Origin of the sequence: Olsenella uli (assembly GCF_901212655.1) — a bacterium.
Classification (GTDB): Bacteria; Actinomycetota; Coriobacteriia; order Coriobacteriales; family Atopobiaceae; genus Parolsenella; species Parolsenella uli_A.
The window spans coordinates 1-24586 of the sequence record NZ_CAAKON010000044.1 but is presented as its reverse complement, the minus strand read 5'-3'; the positions used below and the strand labels follow the sequence as shown (position 1 = coordinate 24586).

Genomic DNA, 24586 nt, shown 5'->3' with positions numbered 1-24586 from the left:
TTACTCCTCCTTCTGGGCGGCCGCGGCGAGGCGGTCGGCGAGGTCCCGAATGCGGGCGTCCGAGCGATAGGCGGCCGGACCCGCGAAGAAGCGGGCCGAGATGGGCATCACGTCGTCGACGATCTGGAGATCGTTCTCAGCGAGCGTGGTGCCCGTCTGCGTGATGTCCACGATGCGGTCCGTCATGCCCACGATGGGCCCCAGCTCTATGTTTCCGTGCAGGGCGAGGATGTCGACCTGCTGGCCAATGCGGTCATAGTAGAGCTGCGTGATGCGCGGGTACTTGGTTGCCACGCGCATCGTGCCCCTCCAGGCGTAGGCGCGCTCGGCCTCGCCGGCGCGCGCGGCGGGCTCGGCCACGATCATGCGGCAGACGCCGTAGCCCAGGTCCGTCACCTGCAGCAGGTCGAGGTTGGCCTCAACGAGCGAGTCTCGGCCGCAGATGCCGCAGTCGGCGCCGCCGTGGCCCACGAAGGCCGGCGCGTCCGTGGCGCGCACGATCACGTACTCGTAGTCGCCGTCGCGGATGATGAGCTTGCGGCCGTAGTCCGCGAGGCCATCGACCGGAAGCCCCGCGCGCTCGAGCAGGGCCAGCGTGGGCTTGAAGAGCGAGCCCTTGGGAACTGCGATGCGCAGGGGGCGACCCTTGATGTTGACACCCGGCGTGGCAATGCCGCTCGTACCCTGGCCACGCTCCCCCAGCACCTCCTGGAGCCGCTCGAGCGAGAGGGCAAAGCCGCAGGCAGCAACGCCCGGCAAGCCCAGGTTGGCGAGCACCGCGTCATAGCGGCCGCCGGAGCCCAGGCTCGCGGCCACGCCGTCCACGTAGGCCTTGAAGACGATGCCCGTGTAGTAGTCGAAGCTGTTGATGATGCTGAAGTCGAACGAGAGCGCAGGCGCGCCGGGACGGACGGCGAGGCCCTCCACGAGCGAGCGCAGCTCTGCCGTGCCGCGGCGGTCGGCCGGAACGCAGGCGCCCTCGAGCAGCTCGTCGATCTCGTCGACGGCGGAGGCGTCACCGTGCACGCGCGGCAGGCGCGTGAGCGCCCGGGCCGCCGGCGCGGGCAGCCCCGCCGCGGCCACGGCCTCGTCGAGCGACACGAGGTCGGAGCTGTGGACGTAGCCAAGCACCTCGTCGCGGAACTCGTCCGAGGGGCTCACGGCGTCGAGCAGGGCCACGAGCGGCCGCACGGAGCCGCAGACGATCCGCCAGCCCTCCACGCCCAGCGCGCTCAGCACCTCGCCGAGCAAGGACAGCACCTCGACCTCGCCCGAGACGTCCTGGCCACCGATAAGCTCCACGCCCAGCTGAGTGAACTGACGGGGCTGGCCGCGCAGGGAGGCCTGCTCGCGCACGACGGGCGCCTCGTAGCGCAGGCGCACGGGCATCTCGCCCATGCCGTAGCGCTTGGCCGTCATGCGGGCGATGGGCAGCGTGAGGTCCGGGCGTAGCATCAGCAGCCGATCGTCCGAGTCGAACAGCTGGAAGGGCGAGCCCTTGATGCGACCGGAGCGCTCGAGGACGGCACGGTCCTCGAGCAGCGGTGTCTCGACGGGACGGTAGCCGTGCGCGGAGAAGCGCTCGCGAACCGTCGACTTGATCTTCTCTCGGGCTTCGGCCTCTTCCGGCAGGATGTCTCGAAAGCCCCTCGGTGTTCCGTAGATCACGCGTGATCCCCCTCGCCAACGTTTGCGGACTGAACGCTACCATCCGTCCGTTTCCTCTTGGTTTCGTGAGACACTTTAGCACACTAAAGTACGCGGAACCCCGACACTTTAGCAAAGTAAAGTGTCACCAAACGCTCCGCCACCCGCCGCCACCCAAATGAGTCACCCCGCGTCGCGGCTGCCAGCCAATTTGACTCATTTTCCTGAAAAGCCGTTATCACCTGCCGTGAACTTCGGCCATCGTCTGCTTTGCCCCCTCGTGAGGCGCCGGGACCCTACAGCGGCGGTTAAAAGGGCACACGCCAATCCCAGTGACCCGACGGGGTCCGCCCCAGGGCCCGATACAAAAAGGCCCGCGGCACCAGATGGCACCGCGGGCCCGGGAGGGCAAGTGGTTGAGCGAGGCTATGCCACGGAATCGGGCGTGCCGAGGGAGCGGCAGAACTCCTCCACCGCACTCATGGGCTCACTTCCCTGGAAGATGACGTCTCTCACCTTCAAGCCGAGCCCCTGCTCGCAACGGCGCTCGAGACGCATGTACGAAAGCACGTCAAGGCAGATGGACGTGAGGATTAGGGCAGCGCCCACAATCATGAGCACCACGATCCAGCGGGCGCTGAGCCGCTCGGCGCTCCACAGCAGAATCCCACCGCAGGCAAGGTTCACGAACATGCGGCGCAGGTAGCCCATCATGCCCTCAAGCACCTCCGCCTTGCGGAAGGAGACGCAGAGATCGTCGAACTGAGAGGCGGAAAGCGTACCCAGACGGCGCTCGAGTCGGGCCTCGTCAGCCTTGGGCATATCCTCAAGAAGCTCGCCTGCAGCCTCGCGGAACGTGACAACGCGCGCGTTGGCCTCCATGGTGTCCCCCTCACCTCGTGCGTATTCCCTAGCACCAACCTACGCCCGGAGCTTCGTGGAGGTAAGCAATCTTGGGCCAACGGTACCCATGGGTCTCCGAACGAAAGCGGGCAGCGAAGCCCCATGAGGCTCGCGGCCCGCTTGGCGGAAGTCGAAAAGACGAGGCCCTCAACCGGGCCGACGGCCACTTGATAACAGCCTGTTTGGAAAATGAGTCAAAGTAGCTGGCAGCGCCGAGCGACACTGACTCACGATGCCGACTAGCCCGCGAACCCGGGATCACTGGCCCGCGGAAGGACCCAATGGGGACCCAGAAAGACGGCAGCCCTGGCCCATCAACAGACGGGTCAGGGCTGCCGGTTGATAACAGCCTGTTTGGAAAATGAGTCAAAGTAGCTGGCAGCCGGGAGGTGCCGTGACTCATCGAGGGAGAGGGGCGTCAGCCGCCGAGGTAGGCCTGCTTGACGCGTTCGTCACTCGCGAGGTCGCTCGCCTTGCCGCTCATCGAGACGGTGCCCGTCTCGAGCACGTAGGCGCGGTCGGCAACGGAAAGGGCCATGCGCGCGTTCTGCTCCACAAGCAGCACCGTGGTGCCGGCGTCGTGCAGGCTCTGGATGATGTCGAAGATCTCCTGCACCAGAATCGGTGCCAGGCCCATGGACGGCTCGTCGAGCATGAGCAGGCGGGGCTTGCTCATCATAGCGCGGCCCATGGCCAGCATCTGCTGCTCGCCGCCAGAGAGGGTGCCGGCCACCTGGTTCTCGCGCTCCTTCAGGCGCGGGAAGCGCATGAAGACGTCCTCCAGGCTCTGGGCGATCTCGGCGGGGTCCTTGCGCGTGAAGGCGCCCATCTCGAGGTTCTCGCGGACGCTCATCTGCAAGAAGACGCGTCGGCCCTCCGGGCAGAGCGCGATGCCCTTGCGCACGATTGTGTGGGGCGCGATGCCCAGCAGGCTCTCGCCCTCGAACTCCACCTTGCCCTCGCGCGGCTTCAAGAGGCCGCCCACGGTGTTGAGCGTCGTGGACTTGCCGGCGCCGTTCGCACCGATCAGCGTCACGATCTCGCCCTCCTCCACGTCGAAGGAGATGCCCTTCACCGCGTGGATGGAGCCGTAGTAGACGTTGAGGTCCTCAACGTGAAGAATGCTCATGCCTAGGCCTCCTCGTCCTGCTTACCCAGGTACGCCTCGATGACCTGGGGGTTGCTCTGGATCTCCTCGGGCGTGCCCTTGGCGATGATCTTGCCGTAGTTGAGCACCGCGATGCCTTCGCAGATGCCCATGACGAGGTCCATGTCGTGCTCGATGAGCATGACGGCGATCTTGAACTCGTCACGGATGCGACGGATGTTGTCCATAAGCTCGGCCGTCTCGGACGGGTTCATGCCGGCGGCGGGCTCGTCGAGCAGGATCAGCTTCGGGTTCGTGGCGAGCGCGCGCACGATCTCGAGCCTGCGCTGGGCGCCGTAGGGCAGGGAGCCCGCGACGTGATTGGCATAGACGCTCATGTCAAAGAAGTCGAGCAGCTCGAGGGCGCGCTCGTGCATCTGCTTCTCGGCGCTCCAGTAGGCAGGCAGGCGGAACACGGAGCTCCACATGCCCTCCTTGACCTGGTTGTGCAGGCCAATCTTGACGTTGTCCTCCACGGAGAGCGAGGAGAAAAGGCGGATGTTCTGGAACGTGCGCGCGATGCCCAGCTTGGACGCCCCGGCGATGTCGAGGCCGGCCATGTCGTGGCCGTCGAGCATGATGGAGCCGCGCGTGGGCTGGTAGACCTTCGTGAGCAGGTTGAAGACCGTGGTCTTGCCCGCGCCGTTGGGGCCAATCAGGCCGGCGATCTCGGTCTTGCCAACGGTGAAGTTGAAGTCCTCCACAGCGTGCAGGCCGCCGAAGTCGATACCGAGGTGACGGCACTCGAGAACGGGACGCTCGCCCAGGTCCCGCTCGGGGACGATGGAGTCGCTGGGCAAAGGCACCATCTTGGTGCGCTCCTGGCGCTCCTTGGCGTGACGCTCGGAAGCTGCGGACTTAGCGGCCATTCGCGTCGCCCCCCTTCTCGGGCTCCGCCACACGCGCCGGCCTCTTGAACCTTGAGAGGATGCCCGCGAAGAACTGCTTCAGGGTGGCGTTGTTGGACACGATCATGACGAGAATCAGCACGATGGCGTAGATGAGCATGCGCCAGTCTGCGATAGCACGAAGCAACTCCGGCAGCACCGTGAGCACCGCGGCCGAGATGATTGAGCCGCGGATGTTGCCCATGCCGCCAAGCACCACGAACACCAGGATGAGGATCGAGGTGTTGAAGTCGAACTTCTTCGGGACGATCGAGCTGTAGCCCATCGCGTAGAACGCGCCGGCCGCGCCGGCCAGCGCCGCAGCCACGACGAACGCCATCAGGCGGTACTTCGTGACGTTGATGCCCACGGACTCGGCGGCGATGCGGTTGTCGCGCACGGCCATGATCGCGCGGCCGCTGCGGCTGTGCATGAGGTTGAGCACCACGGTGACCGTCACGATGACGAGCACGATGCCCACAAGGAAGGTCGACATCTTGGAGATGCCGGCCGCGCCCTGCGGGCCGTTGATGAGCAGCGCGCCACTCTGCATACCGAGGTCCTGCGACGACGTCATCGAGAAGTGCAGGCCGCTCTTGTCGAGGCCCACATAGAGGTTGTTGAGGATGTTCTTGATAATCTCGCCGAAGGCCAGCGTCACGATGGCGAGGTAATCGCCGTGCAGGCGCATGACCGGCACGCCCACGACGAAGCCGGCGATGGCCGCGATGGCCGCGGCGACCACGAGCGCGAGCACATAGGCGACCATCCCGTTGCCGGCGATACCGCCCACGAGCGAGAACGCCACGATGCCCGAGAACGCGCCGACGCTCATGAAGCCGGCGTGGCCCAGCGACAGCTCGCCCGAGATGCCCACGACGAGGTTGAGCGACACGGCCATGCACACGTAGGCGCAGATCGGGATCAGCTGGCCGGCGAGCGAGTTGGTGAGCACGCCCGCGGCCTGGAGGGCCGTCATGAGCACGAAGAACGCCAGCACGATGCCGTACGTGACGAGGTTACTGCGCAGCTGCTTGCTCACGCGGCGCTTGGGCGCGACAGCGGCGGTGGCAGTCTTGTCAGCCATCTCGCTACACCTTCTCCCGTACGGTCTTGCCCAGGATGCCCGAGGGCTTGATGAGCAGCACGACGATCAGGACGGCGAACACGATGGCGTCGGCGAGCTGCGTCGAGATGTAGGCCTTCGCGAAGATCTCGATGATGCCGAGCAGGATGCCGCCGACGAAGGCGCCTGGGATGGACCCGATGCCGCCGAGGACGGCCGCCGTGAACGCCTTGATGCCGGGCAGCGAGCCGGTGGTCGGCACAAGCGTGGGGTAGGCCGAGCACATGAGCACGCCGGCGACGGCGGCGAGGCCCGAGCCGATCGCGAACGTCAGCGAGATCGTCGAGTTCACGTTGATGCCCATGAGGGTGGCCGCGCCGCGGTCCTCGGAGCAGGCGCGCATGGCCTTGCCCATGCGGGTCTTGGTCGTGAACAGCACGAGGCCCGCCATGATGAGGACGCAGCACGCAATCGTAACGACCGTGATTGCGTTCACCGTGAGCTGGCCGTCGAACAGCACGAGCGACGGCAGGTCGACGACGTTGGGGAACGCCTTGGTGTTGGAGCCCCAGATGAGCAGCGCGGCGTTCTGCAGGAAGTAGCTCACGCCGATGGCGGTGATGAGCACGTCGAGTGACGGCGCGTTGCGCAGCGGCTTGTACGCCAGGCGCTCGACCACGATGCCGAGCACGGTGCAGGCGACGATCGAGAACAGGACGCCCACGGGCGCGGGCAGGCCGAGGTAGTTGATGGAGCAGAAGCACACGTAGCCACCGACCATGATGACGTCGCCGTGCGCGAAGTTCAGCATCTTGGCGATGCCGTACACCATGGTGTAGCCCAGCGCGATGATCGCGTAGACGCTGCCCAGGGAGAGCCCGTTGATGAGGTTCGTCAGAAGTTCCATGCCGCCTCCTTTCAGTTCGGGTCGCCAGGCGTAACCGTCCGGCAACGTTTTCCATACAACCAGCAGGCGGGGACCACCTTGCGATGGCCCCCGCCCAGTTTGTACCAGAGACACCCCGTCCAAGCGTTAGGGGCCTGAAACAAGTGCCCGGCGCTCGGACGCGCGTCGGCTAGTCGAGCGGCTGGTACTCGCCGTTCTTGATGACCATGCCCTTCGGCTCCTTGGAGACCTCGCCGGTGTCCTTCCAGGTCATGCTCTCGCCGGTCAGGCCGGTGTAGGAGTAGCCGTCGGCGATCGCGGCCTTGAGCTTGTCGCAGATGTCGGAGGCGCTCATGTCGGGCGTGCACTCGGTCTTCTCGAGGAGGTCCCTGATGACGTAGACGCAGTCGTAGGCATCAGCCGCGAACTGGATCGGCGTGTCGTTGTAGGCCTTCTTGTAGGCGTCGACGAACTTCTTGGTGGCGTCATCGGTCGCCGTGGCGACGAACGGGGTCAGCAGCATGACGCCCTCGGCGAGCTTCGTGTCGAAGCCCTCGACGGTCAGGATGCCGTCCATGCCGTCGACGCCGAAGAACTTCGGGGCGTAGCCCATGCCGTTGGCCTGCGTCAGAATCAGGGATGCCGGCGTGTAGTAGATCGGGAGGAACAGCAGGTCGGCGCCGGCGGACTTGGCGTCGTTGAGCTGGACCGAGAAGTCGGACTGGTTGTCGTCGGTGAACGTGGACTCCGAGACGACCTCGAGACCCTGGTTAGCGGCCTCGCTCTTGAACTTGGTGTAGATGCCCGTGGAGTAGGCATCGGAGTTGTTGTAGATGATGCCGACCTTGGCGCCAAGCTTCTTCTTGGCGATGTACTGCGCCGAGGCGGTACCCTGGTTGGGGTCAGTGAAGCACATCTGGAAGACGTTGGCCTTGCGCGGCGTGGTGACGTTGCCGTCGGCGTCCGGCTGGCCGCCGATGACGTCGTTGGATGACGCGGAGGGCGTGAGCTCGAAGACGTTGTCGGAGTTGGTCTCGGCGGAGACGGCGACGCACGGCGTGGTGGTCGTCGGGCCGACGAGGATCTGCAGGCCCCAGTCCTTCAGCTTGTTGTAGGCGTTTACGGACTTCTCGGGATCGTGCTCGTCGTCCTCGACCTGGTGCTCGAACTGTACCGAGCCGCCCGCGGCATTGATCTCGTCGACGGCAATCTGGGCGCCGTTCTTGGTGGCGGTGCCGTAGAGCGCGGCGGCGCCGGTCAGCGGGCCGATGTTGCCGAGCTTGAACTTACCACCCTCGGAGGAGCCGTCCTTGCTACCGCAACCGGCGAGTCCGGCTACGCTTAGAATGCCCGCGGCACCGGACAGCTTCACGAAGTTCCTACGGGTCACGCCAAAACGATTGGACTCCATCATTCTCCTCCTCTTGCACGGCCTGAACGTCTGTTGCGAGCATTGCCGGGCAGGCCTGGCTCCCTTCGATGCGTGGCGTACATCCTAGCCGCGTTCAGGTACGTTGCAGTCACGGCCCATACACAATGGGGGGAGCTTTTAACGCTGTCGAAACAATACTTCAACGAACGGTAACGGAACGGATCACGAGCGATAGCACGAGGCGGCTCGACGAGGCCGCCGGCCTCTACGCGGAAGAGCCGTCTCGACTCCAGCCAGAGGCGAGCGCTCGCTCTCATAAGGAGAGGGCGACGGCAAGGGCCTCGCGGGCGCGCTCGGGCGAAAGGTCACACGGGAGACACACGGCGCCCACGGAGCAGGCACGCGTCACCGGCAGGCGCGCAAGTACGGCGTCAATGCCCCGCGGCAGCCCAAAGGCCGCCTCGTCCGAGACACCCGGGAACAAGAGCGGCCGATACCACGGCACCACGTAGAAGCCCGTGGCGCGCAGGCGGGCCAAGGCCTCGTCCGCCTTACCCTCTCCCGGCACGAACACGCCGAGCCGAAGCAGTGGGAGCGCCGGGTCGAGGCCGCCCGCGCACACCCAGGCGCCACCCTCGCGCGGCGAAGAGGGCACGTCTGCCAACGCCTCGCCGTAGGCGGCCACGGCCGCCCGGCGCACATCCTCGTCCGCAGACGCCGCCGCGAGGGCGCAGTGGGCTTGGTCGGCCACCCAGCGGCTCGGCAGCGCCGGCTCGCTCGCAAGGCCACCCGCGAGCTCCACCGAGGCAATGGCAGGCTCGAAGAGGCCCACGGCCGAAAGCCGCTCGCGAAGCGCATGAGAGAGACCGTGCGGCAGGTGGTTCAGCACGCGAACCTGGTTGAGGTAGTGGCGAGCGGCGCGGGCGAGCGCGGGTGCCACCAGAGGCAGGCTCGCGAGCCGCGCGCGCATCTCGTCGCGCAGGGCCGCGTCGGCCATGCGGGGGTTCACCCACACTGCACCGCCAAAGTGCGTGGGCAGCATCTTCTCCACGCCAAAGGAGTGCACCGAGACGTCCGCCACCGGAGCGCCCTGCGCATCACGCGAGATGCGCCCGGCGCAGTGCGCGCAATCCTCCATCACGATGGCGCCGGCGGCGTGGGCCACCTCGCGGAGGCGGGCGTCGGCCTCGGCATCCATGATGCCAAAGGTGTGCTGGAGCACCACGGCGGCCGTGCGCTCCCCCACCGGCAGCAAGCTCGCATCAAGCGCAAGCGTGCGCGCCGAGATGTCGCCGTAGACGGGCGCAAGGCCCGCCGCCACGATGGGGTCCACGGCGGTGCAGCAGGTGAAGAGCTGCGTCACGACCTCGCGACGCAGCGCCTGTGACCCCGAGGTCCCCACCACGGCGCCGGATTCGGTGCCGCCGACAGCGGGGCAAGCCCGCTTGGCCAGAACGTCGAAGGCAACCTTCATGCCCTGACGGGCCTTGAACACCGGGAACCAGTCCCCGGCCTGGGTCCCCGTGCGCTCGGCCAGCCTGCAGCAGAGCCGCTCGAGCGAGGCGCGCGTCTGGGCGTCCGCGGCGGCGAAGCGGCCCTCTCGCGCCCCGCTCACGAGAGGTCCCTGTGGCCAAAGTACCTACGATAGTCCAGCACGTAGTGAACCCAGAGCTTCGCCATGTCGAACAGGCGGTGTGGGTCGTTGTCGCCCGCCCCAAAGAGCGTGGTGCCCACCTTGCCAGCACGCATGAGCTCGAGCGCACGGTCCTTCTCGGGGCTGGGCTCCACGTACTTGCGCACCACGCAGTGCGGCACGCCCACCCAGAGCACCTCCTCGAAGGCGCGCTTGGGCGCAAGCTTGCCGCCGTCGATGAGGTCGTCCACGGCATACTTGGCGAGGTTGTTGCCCGAGAGCGTGGTGAAGAAGCTGCTGCGGCCGGCACGCGGGTTCACCTCGAACAGGCGGAAGGAGCCGTCACGCGGGTCGTACTTCATGTCGATGTTGAAGAAGCCCCGGTAGCCGCTGTGGGCCATGAGGCCCTCCACCGTGTCATAGATCTTGTCGTCTCCGTAGGAGAGGATGGCCGCGTAGTTGCCGATGGCCATAGGCGAGTAGTCCTCGAGCAGCGGGTGCCCCAGCGAAAGCAGGGTCACCGTGCCGTCCCCACGCACGTAGCCGTTCACCACGCGCATGTTTTCGTCAGAGCCGGGGATGAAGTCCTGGATGATGAGGCGACCCGGATAGCCGGCGGCGTAGATGCGACGGACCGTCTCCTCGAGCTCATCCATCGTGTCGAGGATAAAGGCCTTCTTCTGACCCTCGAAGGGATGGGCGCGATAAGCCGGCGCGTCTGAGGGCTTGAGTGCCACGGGGAAGCCAAAGGGCAGCTCGGGCACCGTGGGCCCGTCCGTCACGGCCGTCTTGGGATACGGCACGCCGCGGCTCTCGCATAGGCGGTAGAAGGACTCCTTGTCGTTCATCTGGTCCACGATCTCGCCCGAGGCACACACGACGCGATAGCTTGGATCGAGCCGGTCCATCTGGCGCGAGAGGGCCACGGCGTAGTCGTCGCCGCAGGGAACCACGAGCGGGGTCTTGCCGCCATAGGTGTCAACGCTCTCGTTGAGCAGCTCGGAGAGGCGGTTGCCCTCGAGGAGGTGCTCGTCGATGCGGACGTCGATGAACTTGGAGTGCTGCGTGGGCGTGAGCGGGAACACGCCCCACACGACACTGGTGACGCCGCACTGCTCATAGAACGCCCGCGCCATGCCGTAGCCGGCAATCTCTGTGCCCAGGAGCACCGGAACGAACGTCTGCTCAGAAGGGTTTGCCACAATCGTCCTCTCTCTAGCTCTGCCGCGGGAAGCGCCCGCGACAGGGCCACTCTACATGAAAGGCGGGACGCCCGAGGGCATCCCGCCTGAACGCGTGTCTGTTACGCCCTGCTAGGCGATGGGACCGCCGCCCACGAAGCTGCCGGCGCTGTAGTAGGCGCTGGCAATCTCCACGCCGTTGTAGTTGGAGTGAATCATCTTGCCGCCGCCGATGTACATGCCCACGTGCGTGGTGCTGTTGACGCTGGAGCCCCAGAACATGAGGTCGCCGGGCTGCAGCTGGCTCTGGTCGGTGACCCAACCGCCGCCATCGAGCACCCAGCCAATCATCGAGTTTCCGCGGCCGTTGCTCATGCGCTGGCCACGCGGGATGGAGATGCCGGCCTGCCTGTAGGCCCACCAGACGAGGCCGGAGCAGTCGAACTCCTGGTTGGCGATGGCGTTGCCGCCCCAGGAGTAGCTCACGCCCAGCTGGGACTTGGCGGCCGCGATGGCCGCGGAGACACCGGAGCCGTAGTTCGTGCTCGTGTTGGAGCTCGTGTTGTTGTTCTTGCTCGGCTTGTTGGGGGTTGCGGGCGAGGACGGAGTGGTCTGGTTGTTGTTGCTCGGAGTGCCCTGCTCCTCGCTGGCGCCGTTGTCCGTGGTACCGCCATTGCCCGTGTTGGCAGCGTCACCCGTGTTGGCGTCCTGCTGGGTCTGGGCGGCAGCAGCCGCTGCGGCCTCGGCGGCCTTGCGCTCCTCCTCGGCCTTGCGAGCGGCCTCCTCCTCGGCCAGCGCCTGCTGAACGTCGGCAGAGAGGCTGTTCACGTACGCCTCGTGATCCGACTGCTTCTGCTGGACCTCGTCGGCCTTTGACTGGGCGTCGGCCACGAGCGTCTCCTGCTGGGACTGCTGGGCCTCGAGGTCAGCCTGCTTCTGGTCGAGGTCCTTCTGGATGGACTGAACCTGGCTGATGGCCTCGGCATCCGACTGGGCGGCCTTGTTGGCGTAGGTGATGCGGCTCACGAGGTCCTCCGCGGAGGACGAGCCCATGACGAGGCTCACGAGCGAGACGCCGCCGCTCTTGTAGTCGGCAGAGACGCGGTTGGCGAGGGTGGACTGGGCCTGCTCGAGCTCATCCTGCTTCTGGGCGATCTCGTCCCGCGTGGAGGCGATGGCGGCCTTAGTATCCTCAAGCTGACCCTGGAAGTCCTCGAGCTCCCGGAACGCCTCGGCAGTCTGCTGCTCATACGTGGCGCTCTCGGCCTGAGCCTGTTCGAGCTGGGTCTGGAGATCGGAGGAAGTGGCTGCGAACGCGGCCGTTGGAACGGTCCCGAACGTGAGGCTGGCGATAAGCGCGGAGGCGGCAAGCCTGCGTCCGAGGACTATGTGGGTGCGGTTGGTTTGCATCGAATCCTCTCCTTTCGGATGCGCTTCAGTATAGGAGAGATGGGAAAGGCTCCAAAACCGAGATTCGCGTTTTGCTCACAAGGCATACAAACTTCGAGGTCAGAGGCCTTAAACTCTCAAGCAGAGGTAGAGGGTTTGATAGGGTGCGCTAAGCTAGCGACGGCGAAGGAGCGTGCTCACGAATGAGGCCTCAGGCAGGCGCAGGGCAACCGCGATGCCGAAGGTCACCATGAGCGCGGGCATGCCACCGGCAATGCAGTAGCCAATTGCCTGGACAACCGAGCCGGAGAGCGGCGCCACGAGGGCCTCGAGCGCGCGCAGGATCGCCCAGCCTGCCAGCGACCCGGCAAGGCCCAGGGCAAGCGAGCGCAGGGTGGCCGCTGCGATGCCGCCGAGCCCGATGTGCCCCAGCGCCCTGTGCAGGAACACGAAGGTAAGCACGTCGGAGATGACGAAGAACAGCATCGAGCTCAGCGCCACCGCAGGCAGGCCGATGACGGGCGTGAGGCCAAGGCAGAAGGCCACCTGCACCACGCCGCCCACGAGGCTCGCCCACACGAACGACTTCATGCGGCGCAGCGACGAGCACACCTTCTGCAGGTAGGTGTTCACGCCGTAGAACGGCAGTGCCAGCGAAAGCGTCTGGAGGTAGCCCACGGTGAGCGCCGCGTCCTGTGCCGAGAAGCGACCCGCCCCCAGCACGGCCACGAGCTCGGGTGCGAAGGTGATGAGGAACATCGCGAACGGCACGAGCATGAAGGCGATCTTGCTCACGCCCGAGCGCACGCCTTCGGTGTAGGCGTCCATGTCGCCGCGTGCCACGCTGTCCGAGAGCTCGGTGAACATCGCCGTGGTGATGGGGATGGCCAGCACCGAGTACGGCAGCATGTACCAGAGGCGCGAGTAGTAGATGATCGAGGCGCCGCTGGCGACAACGGAGAGCGCGCTGCTGTTCATCACCGAGACGGTCACGAAGCTCTCAAGCGTCACGAGCAGCGTGGGCACGCCGATGGAGAGCGTCTCTTTGATGTGCGGGTCGTGGATGTCGATGCGCAGCGTCAGGTGCACGCCATGACGCAGCAGGGCCGGAATCTGCACGAGCACCTGCACGAGCACGGAGACAGAGCCGCCCAGGGCGAGGATGAGAATCGCGAGGCTCGGGTTGGCGTCGGCCAGCACGGCGTAGCCCACGAACGAGAACATCGTCACGATGTTGTTGAGGATGGGGGCGGCGGTGCTCCACAGGTAGTCGCGCTCCGCATTGAGCACGCCAGAGATGACCGAGGACAGCGCGTAGAGCACGATGGTGATGGCAAAGAAGCGGAAGAAGTAGACGGCGAGGTCTGTGTCGAACGCCTCGGTGGCGCCCGCGGACTGCGTCCATACCACCTGGCCCGCAAAAACGAAGGCGAGAACCGCCAGGACGCCCATCAGAATCGTGACGAGCGACAGCAGGTTGGAGGCGTAGGCGCTCGCCCCCTCGCGCCCCATCTTCTTCTTGACGGACATATACACCGGCAGAAACGCCGTGACGAGCATGCCGCCCATCACGAGCTCGTAGAGCTGGTTGGGCAGATTGTTGGCCACGGTGTAGCAGCTCGACATCACGGTGGCGCCGAGCGCCCAGGACTGGGCCCAGGTGCGGAAGAAGCCCGTGATGCGGCTGATGATCACGAGCACGCTCATCATGGCGGCAGAGCGGCCCACGGCCTCCTCCGAGCCCATGGCGGGCTCGCTCGGGGCCGCGGCTACATCGGACGCCTCGTCCTCGCCGGGCGCGACCATTTTGGCAGCGCTAGGCCGTACCGCAGCGGCACCGTGCATGATTGCGACGGGTGCGCCGGCCCTGGAACCCGCGGAGCGGGGCGCGCTGGCGGTAGGGGCGGTACCCGCGATGGGGGCGGAGAAGAGGTCCCCTTCCCCGTCCGACTTGGCACCGGCGGCGGTCATCTCGGGCCCGCGCGCCGCCTCGCGAACGGCCATCAGGCGGCGGCTCTCGTCAGCGGCGATGATGAACTGCATCGTCTCGTCCGGGGAGGAGGCGGGCAGCTGGCTCGCGATATCGGCAGCGTCTGAGCTGGCGAACGGGTCGTAGCGGACCTCGCCCGGCTTGGCCATGTGCTTAGCCATGCTCACTCACCCTCCCGGCAGATGTCGGCAAACGTTGCCCCCACGAACTCCGCGAGCGGCTCGGGAGCCACCTCGAGCGTGAGGCCACGACGCCCGCCAGAGATGTAGATGGTGTCGAAGAGCTGGGCCGTCTCGTCGATGAGCGTGGGGAAGCGCTTCTTCATCCCCACGAGCGAGCAGCCGCCGCGCACGTAGCCCGTGGTGGGCTCGAGGTCGCGCACATGCATGAGCGAGAGGGACTTCTCCCCCGCCGCCGCGGCCGCGCGCTTGAGGTCGAGCTCGGCCGGCGAGGGAATGCAGCAGACCACGTGCCCGCCATGAGGCGTCACGCACACGAGGGTCTTGAAGCCACGCTCGGGGTCGTAGCCGAGCATGTTGGCGATCTGGACGCCAAGGTCGCTCGTGCCCGACACCTCTGGCTCCTCGAACGTAAGCGCTGTGTAGGCCACGCCCCCACGCTCGAGCTCGCGCATCGCGTTGGTCTTCTGCACCTTGTCCTTGCGGGCCATCTCGCTCCCTCCATGCGGCCGCCGTCGTAGCGACAGGCCACCGTTTCTCAACAGCCGGAGGGTATAGTAAAGCACTGATACCGCGAAGGACGTATGGAGGGCGCGGCGGGGCTGTGCCCGCATGTCGCGCAAGAGTCCAGCATGGAGGGCATAGATGGAGAAGCTCGGCGTCATCGGCGGCATGGGTCCCGAGGCCACCTCATACTTTTACCAGGAGGTCATCGAGCACACGGTTGCCGCGCGCGATCAAGATCACATCGACATGGTGATCATCAGCCAGTCATCCATGCCAGACCGCACGAAGGCAATCCTCACCGGTGACGATACGCACCTGCTCGAGGTCATGCGCACCGACGCTCAGGCGCTTGAGACGCTGGGCTGCGCCCACATCGCCATCCCCTGCAATACCTCGCACTACTTTTACAACCAGATTCAAAGCTTCACCAAGGTGCCCATCATTCACATGCCGCGCGAGGCCGTGCGCGAGGCCATGGGCCGGGGCGACGTGCACCGCATCGGCATCATGGCCACAGACGGCACCATCCGCACGGGCGTGTACGCACGCGAGTGTGGGGCTGCCGGCGCCAAGCCGGTCGTGCTGTCCCCCGAGTGCCAGGCCGACGTCATGTCGATCATATACGACGACGTGAAGGCAGGACGCCCCGTCAACATGCACAAGTTCGACCGCGTCATGGCCGAGTTCTTCCGCGCGCAGTGCGATGCCGTCATCCTCGCCTGCACGGAACTCTCGCTCATCAAGCGCGACCATGACATCCCCGACATCTGCCTGGACGCCATGGACTCGCTCGTACGCGAGTCGATCGTGCGCAGCGGCGCGCAGTACCAGTAGCCTTAATAAAGCAGAGGCCTTCGCCGCCGACTGCCGTCGCATCATCCCAACTCAGCACGAAAAAAACTGACCGTATCTGCTCGATTTCGACAGAAAGGGTCAGTTTTTTGTGCTGAGTCTTGGGGAGGGGCGCCAGGGGCTGTCTTCGACGGCAGAGAGCTACCCTGCCCACCGATGTGGCCGGCGAGGCCGCAGGGGCCCTAGCGGTTGGCACGACGCCAGAGCGGCGTGTGCCTAGATATCTGCCGTCGCCTCCGCATCTGGGACGGGCAGGTTGGGCGCCCACTCCCCCTCGCCGCTCGCGTCCAAGGCTGCCTGCAGCTCGCGCGCACGCTCGAGAACCGGTGCGAGGAACTTGCCCGTATAGCTCTCGGCGCACTTCGCCACCTGCTCGGGCGTACCGGTCACCACCACGGTGCCGCCGCCGTCGCCACCCTCGGGCCCCATGTCGATGAGGCGGTCCGCCACCTTGATGACGTCGAGGTTATGCTCGATGACGAGCACCGTGTTCCCGGCGTCCACCAGGCGATTCAGCACAGAGAGCAGCTGGCGCACGTCCTCGAAGTGCAGGCCCGTCGTGGGCTCGTCGAGGATGTAGAGCGTGCGGCCCGTCTGCTGGCGGTGCAGCTCCTTGGCAAGCTTCACGCGCTGGGCCTCGCCGCCGGAGAGCGTGGTGGCAGGCTGTCCGAGCCGGATGTAGCCGAGGCCCACGTCGTAGAGCGTCTGCAGCTTGTTCTTGATGCGCGGAATGTTGCCAAAGAACGCCAGCGCCTCGGTGACGCTCATATCCAGCACCTGCGAGATGTTCTTCCCGTGATAGGTCATCTCGAGCGTCTCGCGGTTGTAGCGCGCACCATGGCACACCTCGCACGGCACGTAGACATCCGGCAGGAAGTTCATCTCGATCTTGATCTGGCCGTCGCCCTTGCAGGCCTCGCAGCGCCCACCGGGAACGTTGAAGGAGAAGCGACCGGGGCTGTAGCCGCGGGCACGGCTCTCGGGCGTGCTCGCGAAGAGTGCCCGCAGGTCGTCCCAAAGCCCGATGTAGGTTGCCGGGTTGGAGCGAGGTGTGCGGCCGATGGGGCTTTGGTCCACGTCGATGACCTTGTCGATCTCCTCCACGCCTGTGAGCTTCTTGTACTCCCCCACCGGGCGCTGAGAGTGGTGCACGGCGTTGGTGAGCGCGGGCGCCAGCGTATCCGTAACGAGTGAGCTTTTGCCCGAGCCCGAGACGCCTGTGACCACCGTGAGCGTGCCGAACTCGACCTTGGCCGAGACGTTCTTGAGATTGTTGTGGCGCGCGCCCGTGATCTTGAGCGCCCCGCGGCCGGGCTTGCGCCGCTTGTCCGGCACGCGAATGAGCCGTCTGCCCGTGAGATAGGCACCCGTGATGGACTGGGGGCTCTCGCAGATTTGCGCCGGCGTGCCGGCGGCCGTCACCTCACCGCCCAGCTCACCTGCACCGGGGCCCATGTCGATGACGTAGTCTGCCGCTCGGATCGTGTCCTCGTCGTGCTCGACCACGATGACGGTGTTGCCCTGGTCGCGCAGGCGCTCAAGCGTCTTGATGAGGCGGTCGTTGTCGCGCTGGTGCAGGCCGATGCTCGGCTCGTCGAGGATATAGAGCACGCCCATGAGGCCGGCGCCGATCTGCGTGGCCAAGCGGATGCGCTGGGCCTCGCCGCCGGAGAGCGTGGCCGAGGCGCGCGCGAGCGTGAGGTAGTCCAGGCCCACGTCCACAAGGAAGCGCAGGCGCTCGACAATCTCCTTCACGATGCGACCACCGATGAACTGCTGGCGCTCTGTGAGCTCGAGGTTGCGGAAGAACGCGAGCGAGTCTCGGCAGCTCATCTCGCAGGCTTCCCAAATGGATTTCCCGCCCACCGTCACGGCCAGAATCTCGGGCTTGAGACGTGCGCCGTGGCACGTGGGGCACGGTACCTCGTGGATGTACTTCTCGAGGCGGGCGCGCGTGTTGTCGTTGGTGGTCTCGGTGTACTTCTCGAACAGGATCTTGCGCACACCGGCATAGGTGGTGAGCCAATGCGTGTCACGCCCGTCCACCGTGTGGTAGTCCACGCGGATCTTCGTGTCCCCAAGGCCATCGAGCAGCGCCGTGCGCGCCCGCTTGGGCAGGTCCTTCCATGGGGTCTCCGCGCTCACCTTGAGATGGCGGCACACCGCGTCAAAGATCTGCGGATAGTAGTTGGAGCGGCCGAAGAAGCTGCCAAAGACGCCGTCGGCCACCGAGAGCGTGGGATCTTCGATGAGGGCCTCGGCGTCCACCACGCGTCTGAAGCCCAGGCCGTCGCAGTCCGGGCAGGCGCCATACGGGGCATTGAAGGAGAAGTCACGCGGCTGCGGGTCGTCCATCGAATGGCCGTGGACGGGGCACGCGAGGGCGAGCGAGTACTCGAGCAGCTCGTCCGGCATGTGCTCGGGGTCCTTGCGGTCTGCGAGCAAAAAGACGCCCACCTTGCCCGCGGCGAGCTTTGTGGCCTGCTCCACGGCCTCCGCGATGCGGCCGAGCGAGCCCTCGCGCACCACGATGCGGTCCACGACCACCTCGATGGTGTGCTTGAGCTTCTTGTCGAGCTTGATCTCCTCATCAAGCTCGCGCACCTCGCCGTCGACGCGCACGCGGCTGAAGCCCTCGGCCCTGAGGTCCTCGAAGAGCTTCGCGTACTCGCCCTTGCGGCCGATGACGACGGGGGCCAGCACGAGCGCGCGACGCCCCTGCGCCGCGGCGAGGACCTTGTCGGCCACCTGGTCAGTCGTCTGGCGCTCGATGACGCGCCCGCACTCCGGGCAGTGCGGCGTGCCCACGCGCGCAAACAGCAGGCGCAGGTAGTCGTAGATCTCAGTGACCGTGCCCACCGTGGAACGAGGGTTCTTAGAGGTGGTCTTCTGATCGATGGAGACCGCCGGCGAGAGGCCGTCGATAGAATCCAAATCTGGCTTGTCCATCTGCCCGAGGAACTGGCGCGCGTAGCTCGAGAGGCTCTCGACGTAACGGCGCTGACCCTCGGCGTAGATGGTGTCGAACGCGAGGCTCGACTTGCCCGAGCCCGACAGGCCCGTGATCACGACGAGCTTGTCGCGCGGGATGGTGACGTCGATGTCGCGCAGGTTGTGCTCGCGCGCACCACGGATGACGATGGAGTCCGAGGCCATGCTCTCCCTCTCGAACGTGCCCAACGGGACGATTGCGCTCGACCCCATCCAAGCCAATGGGCCACAGGACGGGGCCGTTGCAGACCACGGCGCCAGACGAAACCCGCGGCGCGCGGCCGAGTTATTCTCACTCTCTAGTCTAGCCACAGCAAAGCGGGTGCGCCAAGGGACGCGCCCGCTTCACAGAACATCCGTTCGTTGTTCGATACCGTGCCACGCGAGGCCTGATCGCGCGAGCTAGAGCATCCGATTCGCGGCACCTGCGTGAGGCGCGAGGCCCTCACGCAGGTGCCGCGATATGGGTTCGACCAACTGCTCGCGGCCTCGATGCGAGAGCCTCATACCAAACGCAGCAATGGCCGCGCCGGCAGCGGCGACGATGGTGTAATGCCCTGCGCGCATATCGGGCGCGAAGCCGGGCGGACTCGAGGCGCGCTCGCTCGGGCGCCTACTTGCTGTAGGCCTCGCGCAGGCGCTCGGTGAGGGCCATGTTCTCGGAGTAGTCAACCTTCACCACGACGACGCTCGGCGCGTCCTCGTTGGCAAACGCCGCCTCGAGCGTGGGCACGAGCTCGTCGGCACTCGTGACCTCGTAGCCGTGGCAGTGCATGGCCTCGGCGTAGGCCTTGAAGTCCGGGTTCGTGAACCCAACGCCGTAGGTGTCGTTGAACTGCTCCTCCTCCTTCCACTTGATGAGGCCGTAGTGCTCGTCCTCCCAGATGAGGGTGACGAAAGGCACGTGCTCGCGCACCGCCGTCTCGAGCTCCTGGCTGTTCATCATGAAGCCGCCGTCGCCGGTGACGGCCAGGACACGGCACTCGGGATGCACGAGCTTGGCCGCGATGGCGCCCGGCACGGAGAAGCCCATGGAGGCGAAGCCGTTGGAGATGAGGCAGGTACGCGGCTCATAGCAGGGATAGTCGCGGCCAATCCAGATCTTGTGGGCACCCACGTCGGACACGAGGATGTCGAAGCGGCCCATCACCGAACGCACGTCCTTGAGGATGCGCGCGGGCTTCATCGGATAGGCATCGCTCGCCGCCAGCTCATCGAAGTCCTCGCGCAGGCGGCGGCCCACCTCGAGCATGGCCGTGGGCTCGGGCTTGTCGTCGCGACGCGCCGTGCGCAGAATCTGGTAGATGCTGTCGGAGATGTCGCCCGTGACCTCGACGTTGGGCTCGTAGTACTGGTTGACGTCCGCCGGCAGACCCGCGATGTTCACGATCTTCATGGGGTGGGTGTGCCACTTGGTGGGCGCGCACTCGATGAGGTCGTAGCCCACGCCAATGACGAGGTCGGCCTCGTCGAAGGCGTCGATGATGTAGTCGTGCTGGGGAATTCCCACCACGCCCAGGCGCCACGGAGAGTCGGTGGGGATGACGCCCTTGCCCATCATGGTCTGCGCCACCGGGATGTGCAGGCGCTCGGCCATTGAGCGCACGGCCTCGCTCGCGTTGCCGCGCACAGCCCCCGCGCCAACGAGGATCAGGGGGTTCTTGGCCTCGGAGATGAGCCTGGCGGCCTCGATGACGCTCGCCGGGTCCGCGTAGAGCGCCGGCGGGGTCTGCTTGCGCAGCGGGCGCGCTGGGCTGGGCATGTGCGCCACGTTCTTGGGCAGGTCGATGTGGGTGGCACCGGGCTTGGGGGCCTCGGCGTACTTAAAGGCCAGACGGCAGATCTCGGCTACGGTATCCGGGCGCATGACCACCTTGGAGCGCTTCGTGATAGGCGAGAACATGGCCGAGAGGTCCAGGTACTGGTGGCTCGTGAACTGCATGAGCTCGCTGGAGACCTGGCCCGTGATGGCCACGAGCGGCGCGCCGTCGAGGAAGGCGTCGGCCACGCCGGTGACGAGGTTCGTGGCGCCAGGGCCAAGCGTGGCGAGGCACACACCGGCGTGCCCCGTGAGGCGGCCGTAGACATCGGCCATGAAGGCGGCGCCCTGCTCGTGACGAGTTGGGATGAAGCGGATGTCGCTGTGCTTGAGTGCGAACATGAGGTCGAGGTTCTCCTCGCCCGGAATGCCGAAGACAATCTTCACGCCCTCGGCCTTGAGGCACTCGACCAACACCTCCGCCGTGGACATCTGGTGCTTCTCGAGCTCGCTACCTGCTGCCATGCCATTCCCCCTCCGATTGATTTCCGGCAGCAAAGTATGCAACAAATCCGAGAGGGTCTGTCGCGCGTTAACGCATTCGTCACGGTTGGGCGCGCGAGGCGCGCGCAGAGGGCCGCGGCGCGGGGCGGCAGCAGAAAGGCGCCGCCTGCCGGGAGCCCACGCCTGGCGCGCGCGAGTGGGCCCGCCGTGAACGCCTTCTTGCCGAAGCCTCGGGCATGTGATCGTCGCGGGCGGGCCCACGCCATTCCCGGCACGGGTGCGGGGCCGTCCCGTGCAGGGTCTCCTACCTCAGATCCGGTGCGGACTTGCGCGCCACCACGAGGCAGGAGTCCGCGCCGATGCGCCGCCAGGCAACCTCGCCAAACCAGCCACCCAGCATGCCCGTGAGCTCGGTCTCCGAGCGAATGCAGACGTCACCCCCGACAGAGTGCGGAAGCACGAGCTGATTCATCACGGCGCGAACCGGCGCGGGCGCCCAGGTGTCGCCCAGCACGAGCATGCCGTCGCGCGAGAGGACGCGCCACGCCTCGAACGAGGCACGGGGGCCGTCCGGGAGGTGGTGGAAGACGTCGTTGGCGAGGACCGCGTCGAAGCTCCCCTCCGCAAACGGGAGATGCTCGGCGTCCGCCTCGAAGAGGCGCACCCTGCCACCCAGGCGCTCCCGAGCCTTGTCAATCATGTTGTCCGAGATGTCGATGCCCGTGAGGCGCGCGAAGGGCAGCACCTCCACCGCAAGCGCCGTGAGGTAGCCGGTGCCGCAGCCCACGTCGAGCACGCGGAAGCGACGCTCGGGCTCGCCCGATGCGTCCAGGCGGCGCTCCCTGCGCTCGCGGCAGAGCCACTCGCGATATGCCCCGGCAAGCTCCCACAGCACATGACGGTACAGACGGCGGGCGTGAAAGCTCCGGCGCCCCTCGTCATACGTCGCCGCCATGCGGTCGTAGGCGCGCCTCACCGCCTCCTTACGCTCGCGTGCACATGCCTCGCCCGCACGGCACAGCCAGGTGCCGGGCACAGGGCAACCCTGCGAGGGCCGGCCCAGGCATTCGGCCCCGTCACGGCACCCGACTCGACCGACGTTAAGGTCCCCATTCATGGTCATAGCAATCAGCTCCCGTTCCTTACAAGTCCTTTACCTGCAGGTTGTTTACTATTGCTTACTCATTGAACAAGATTTAACGTTTTGGCACGAAAGCGCCCCGGCTATCCCTCGTCGGCAACCTCCCACCGCGCCCCGGCACGCTCGGCGGCTTCCGTCTGCTCCCCCGTCGGACGCGTCTGACTCTCGAGCAGAATCTCCACGTACTCGCGAATGAGGTCGAGTCGCTCGCCGGCGCGCGCGTCGTGCGCGCTCATGAGGTTGAGCTGCCCGTGAATGACGAAGTCCACCAGGGTCTCGGACTCGCGCACTTCCATGCCGCGGGCCCGCGCGTCGGAGCGGATTGCCGCGAGCACGTGCGGATAGAGCCGCTCGCAAAGGGCAAACGAGAGGTGGTCGTGGAACATGCGGTTGCCCTTTGCATGGAAGAACGCATGGTAGCGCTGGCTCTCCTCGTCCGCGGCCTTGGAGAACAGCACGTCAAGCTTGCGCGCGAGCGGCACCTCAGGATCGTCGAGCACGCCGATGAGGGCGTTCGTGCACTCCACGACATAGGCGTCGAAGGCCTCGGCGAACAGGTGCTGCTTGGAGTCGAAGTAGTGATAGACGAGGCCGGGCGTGATGCTGGCTGCACGGGCGATGTCACGCATGGAGACGGCGTCGTAGCCGTTCGTGGCAAAGAGCCCCATGGCAGTGTCGAGGATCTCCTGCTTGCGCTCGTCCGGCTGCTTGACGGTGCGGGGCCGTTGGACGACAGCAGCGCCGCCCCGACGCTCTCCCAACTGCTTTGCCGAACGTGTCATATGGCCGTCCCTCTCGACTGTTTCCGCAGGTTAACCGTTATCCACGGCTTACTATTGACGCTTGTTCAACGGAAATGCTAGGGGCGAGGGGCGCCTCTGTCAACGACCACGGCGCACTCGCTCGGCGGATGGCCCCGGAAGCTCACGGGCTCGACGATCGGCACCCAGTTCCGGCGCCACTCGGCCACCGTCGATCGTCCGCCGCCGACGTAGCTCGCCCGCAAGCCCCGGCGCGAGACCGTTGCCGGCAGCCCCTCGCGCCCGCAGCCCGGTCGGATGCATTCGCCTCGTGCTGGAGCCAGCCCTAGCGGTAGCTCTTCTTGAGGATGGCCACCACATCGTCATGCGAGAGCGGCGCGGGATCGTGCGCATAGAGGGCGGCGTTGGTCTCGAGTCCGTTCGTGGCCATCGAGTCCAGCTCGTCCTCGGTGATGCCCCAGTCGCTCATGCGCAGGCCGTCCACGCCGCACTCGCGCTTGAGCAGCTCGAGGTGGTCGATGAACGCCTCGGGCCCGCGCTCGGCAATCTCAGCCTCTGTGGCGCCCATGAGACGGGCCATCTCCTCGTAGCGGTCATCGCAGGCGTGGGCGTCGATCATGTGCTGGTGGTAGGCGGCAGCAATCATGATGAGGCCCGCGCCGTGCGGAAGGCTGTGGTGATGGGCGCTCATGGCGTGCTCCGTGCCGTGGCAGCCGCAGCAGCCCGAGCACACCATCGCATAGCCGCCCAGCGTGTTGGCGAAGGCCAGCTGCGTGCGCGCCTCGAGGTTCTTGACATCATTCACGCAGGCGGGCAGGGACGCGGCGGCGTTCCTGATGCCCTCTCGGCAGATCATGTCACCCATGTAGTTGTGGTTGTTCGCAATGAAACACTCGATGCTGTGGAACATGGCGTCGAAGCCCTGGAAGGCGGTCAGGCGCGGCGGCACCGTCAGCATAAGCTCCGGGTCCACGATGGCGAGGCGCGCGAACAGGCGCGGGTCGCCCAGGCGCAGCTTCTCGTCGTTCTCCTCGCAGGAGATGACGCCGCCGGCGTCGGTCTCGGAACCGGTACCCGCCGTGGTGGTGACGCACACGAGCGGCAGCGGGTCGTTGGGGATGGGCAGGCCCTTGGCGCTGCCACCCATCACGTAGTCCCAGATGTCACCCGGCTCCTCGTTGCCATCCGCATCATGGTGCGGGTTGGAAGCCACCACGCAGATGCCCTTGGAGCCGTCCATGACGCTGCCGCCGCCAAGGGCGAGCACGAAGTCGCAGCCCTCCTGGCGCGCCATCCAGCCACCGTCTTTGACCGTGCAGCGGAGCGGGTTGGGCTCTATGCGGTCGAACAGCACGTGGGCCACGCCGGCACGGTCGAGCTCGGCCTCGACGCGAGCAAGGTAGCCGTTCGCCTTGACGGACTTGCCGCCCGTGGTGACGAGCAGGGCCTTCGAGCCCGGAAGCTTCTGGTCTCCAAGCTCGTTGAGCTTGCCGGGGCCAAACAGCACCCGCGTTGGCGCAAAGAAGTTGTATGCGTCCATCTGTACTCCCTCCGGTCGCGGCGCGCGAAGCCTGCCGAGGGCACGAATCTCGCACCACACCGGCAAGCAGGCACAGTCCATGAGCTGGGCACATGCCAGGGCACGCCTGTACACGAACTAGCATAGTGCCCGAAGGTGAAGAGATTAATGCAAGTTGGCAAAGATTCGGTACAGCCGGAAAGCCAGGGGACGGCCCATTCAGATGCTGCCGTCTTGCCGTTTACTGCCCCTGGGCCTTGTACCTGGCCTCG

General features: G+C 66.2%; 18 protein-coding genes. 1 reads left to right on the top strand and 17 read right to left on the bottom strand.

The window, feature by feature from the left end; all coding sequences use genetic code 11:
* The 12 genes from hisG to ybaK all read right to left on the bottom strand — a co-directional run bounded on the left by hisG (position 1) and on the right by ybaK (position 14771).
* The gene (gene hisG, locus EFAMC2_RS08405) at positions 1 to 1668 is read right to left on the bottom strand and encodes an ATP phosphoribosyltransferase (protein WP_187325250.1); all 1668 of its coding nucleotides are present in this window, start codon (positions 1666 to 1668) and stop codon (positions 1 to 3) included.
* Positions 1669 to 2073: 405 nt separating this feature from the next.
* Positions 2074 to 2529 (bottom strand): hypothetical protein, encoded by a 456-nt coding sequence (locus tag EFAMC2_RS08400; RefSeq protein WP_154028540.1) that lies wholly within the window; start codon positions 2527 to 2529, stop codon positions 2074 to 2076.
* Between the two features lie 439 nt (positions 2530 to 2968).
* Positions 2969 to 3679, bottom strand: a complete 711-nt coding sequence (locus tag EFAMC2_RS08395; RefSeq protein WP_154028538.1) for an ABC transporter ATP-binding protein — start codon at positions 3677 to 3679, stop codon at positions 2969 to 2971.
* A 2-nt stretch (positions 3680 to 3681) separates the two neighbouring features.
* The gene (locus EFAMC2_RS08390; RefSeq protein ID WP_154028536.1) at positions 3682 to 4566 is read right to left on the bottom strand and encodes an ABC transporter ATP-binding protein; all 885 of its coding nucleotides are present in this window, start codon (positions 4564 to 4566) and stop codon (positions 3682 to 3684) included.
* Positions 4556 to 5671: a branched-chain amino acid ABC transporter permease gene (locus EFAMC2_RS08385; protein ID WP_154028534.1), complete on the bottom strand. Its 1116-nt coding sequence runs from the start codon at positions 5669 to 5671 to the stop codon at positions 4556 to 4558. Before EFAMC2_RS08385 ends, EFAMC2_RS08390 begins: the two co-directional genes overlap by 11 nt.
* Positions 5672 to 5675: 4 nt before the next feature.
* Complete coding sequence (locus tag EFAMC2_RS08380) at positions 5676 to 6557, bottom strand: branched-chain amino acid ABC transporter permease (protein ID WP_154028532.1); 882 nt, start codon at positions 6555 to 6557, stop codon at positions 5676 to 5678.
* Positions 6558 to 6726: 169 nt separating this feature from the next.
* Positions 6727 to 7947, bottom strand: coding sequence for an ABC transporter substrate-binding protein (locus tag EFAMC2_RS08375; RefSeq protein ID WP_154028530.1), 1221 nt, complete (start codon positions 7945 to 7947; stop codon positions 6727 to 6729).
* A gap of 274 nt (positions 7948 to 8221) precedes the next feature.
* Positions 8222 to 9523 (bottom strand): DegT/DnrJ/EryC1/StrS family aminotransferase, encoded by a 1302-nt coding sequence (locus tag EFAMC2_RS08370; protein WP_222838574.1) that lies wholly within the window; start codon positions 9521 to 9523, stop codon positions 8222 to 8224.
* A complete protein-coding gene (locus tag EFAMC2_RS08365; RefSeq protein ID WP_154028528.1) occupies positions 9520 to 10743 on the bottom strand; it encodes a carboxylate--amine ligase in 1224 nt (407 codons plus the stop codon). The genes EFAMC2_RS08370 and EFAMC2_RS08365 overlap by 4 nt, the downstream gene beginning before the upstream one ends.
* A 111-nt stretch (positions 10744 to 10854) precedes the next feature.
* Positions 10855 to 12132 (bottom strand): C40 family peptidase, encoded by a 1278-nt coding sequence (locus EFAMC2_RS08360; protein ID WP_154028526.1) that lies wholly within the window; start codon positions 12130 to 12132, stop codon positions 10855 to 10857.
* A gap of 153 nt (positions 12133 to 12285) precedes the next feature.
* A complete protein-coding gene (locus EFAMC2_RS08355) occupies positions 12286 to 14262 on the bottom strand; it encodes a murein biosynthesis integral membrane protein MurJ (RefSeq protein WP_261980211.1) in 1977 nt (658 codons plus the stop codon).
* A gap of 2 nt (positions 14263 to 14264) precedes the next feature.
* Positions 14265 to 14771 (bottom strand): Cys-tRNA(Pro) deacylase, encoded by a 507-nt coding sequence (ybaK, locus tag EFAMC2_RS08350; RefSeq protein WP_154028524.1) that lies wholly within the window; start codon positions 14769 to 14771, stop codon positions 14265 to 14267.
* A gap of 154 nt (positions 14772 to 14925) precedes the next feature.
* Here ybaK and EFAMC2_RS08345 point away from each other — a divergent pair, with 154 nt between their 5' ends.
* Complete coding sequence (locus EFAMC2_RS08345; protein WP_154028522.1) at positions 14926 to 15621, top strand: aspartate/glutamate racemase family protein; 696 nt, start codon at positions 14926 to 14928, stop codon at positions 15619 to 15621.
* Between the two features lie 234 nt (positions 15622 to 15855).
* Here EFAMC2_RS08345 and uvrA read toward each other — a convergent pair whose 3' ends face one another.
* From uvrA to EFAMC2_RS08320, 5 genes are all read right to left on the bottom strand, one after another.
* Positions 15856 to 18795, bottom strand: coding sequence for an excinuclease ABC subunit UvrA (gene uvrA / locus EFAMC2_RS08340; RefSeq protein ID WP_154028520.1), 2940 nt, complete (start codon positions 18793 to 18795; stop codon positions 15856 to 15858).
* Between the two features lie 448 nt (positions 18796 to 19243).
* Complete coding sequence (locus EFAMC2_RS08335; protein WP_154028518.1) at positions 19244 to 20914, bottom strand: acetolactate synthase large subunit; 1671 nt, start codon at positions 20912 to 20914, stop codon at positions 19244 to 19246.
* Between the two features lie 283 nt (positions 20915 to 21197).
* Positions 21198 to 21929, bottom strand: coding sequence for a class I SAM-dependent methyltransferase (locus EFAMC2_RS08330; RefSeq protein ID WP_222838573.1), 732 nt, complete (start codon positions 21927 to 21929; stop codon positions 21198 to 21200).
* A gap of 188 nt (positions 21930 to 22117) precedes the next feature.
* The gene (locus tag EFAMC2_RS08325) at positions 22118 to 22816 is read right to left on the bottom strand and encodes a TetR/AcrR family transcriptional regulator (protein ID WP_154028514.1); all 699 of its coding nucleotides are present in this window, start codon (positions 22814 to 22816) and stop codon (positions 22118 to 22120) included.
* Positions 22817 to 23120: 304 nt separating this feature from the next.
* Positions 23121 to 24335, bottom strand: a complete 1215-nt coding sequence (locus EFAMC2_RS08320) for an iron-containing alcohol dehydrogenase (protein ID WP_154028512.1) — start codon at positions 24333 to 24335, stop codon at positions 23121 to 23123.
* Between the last annotated feature and the right edge of the window lie 251 nt (positions 24336 to 24586).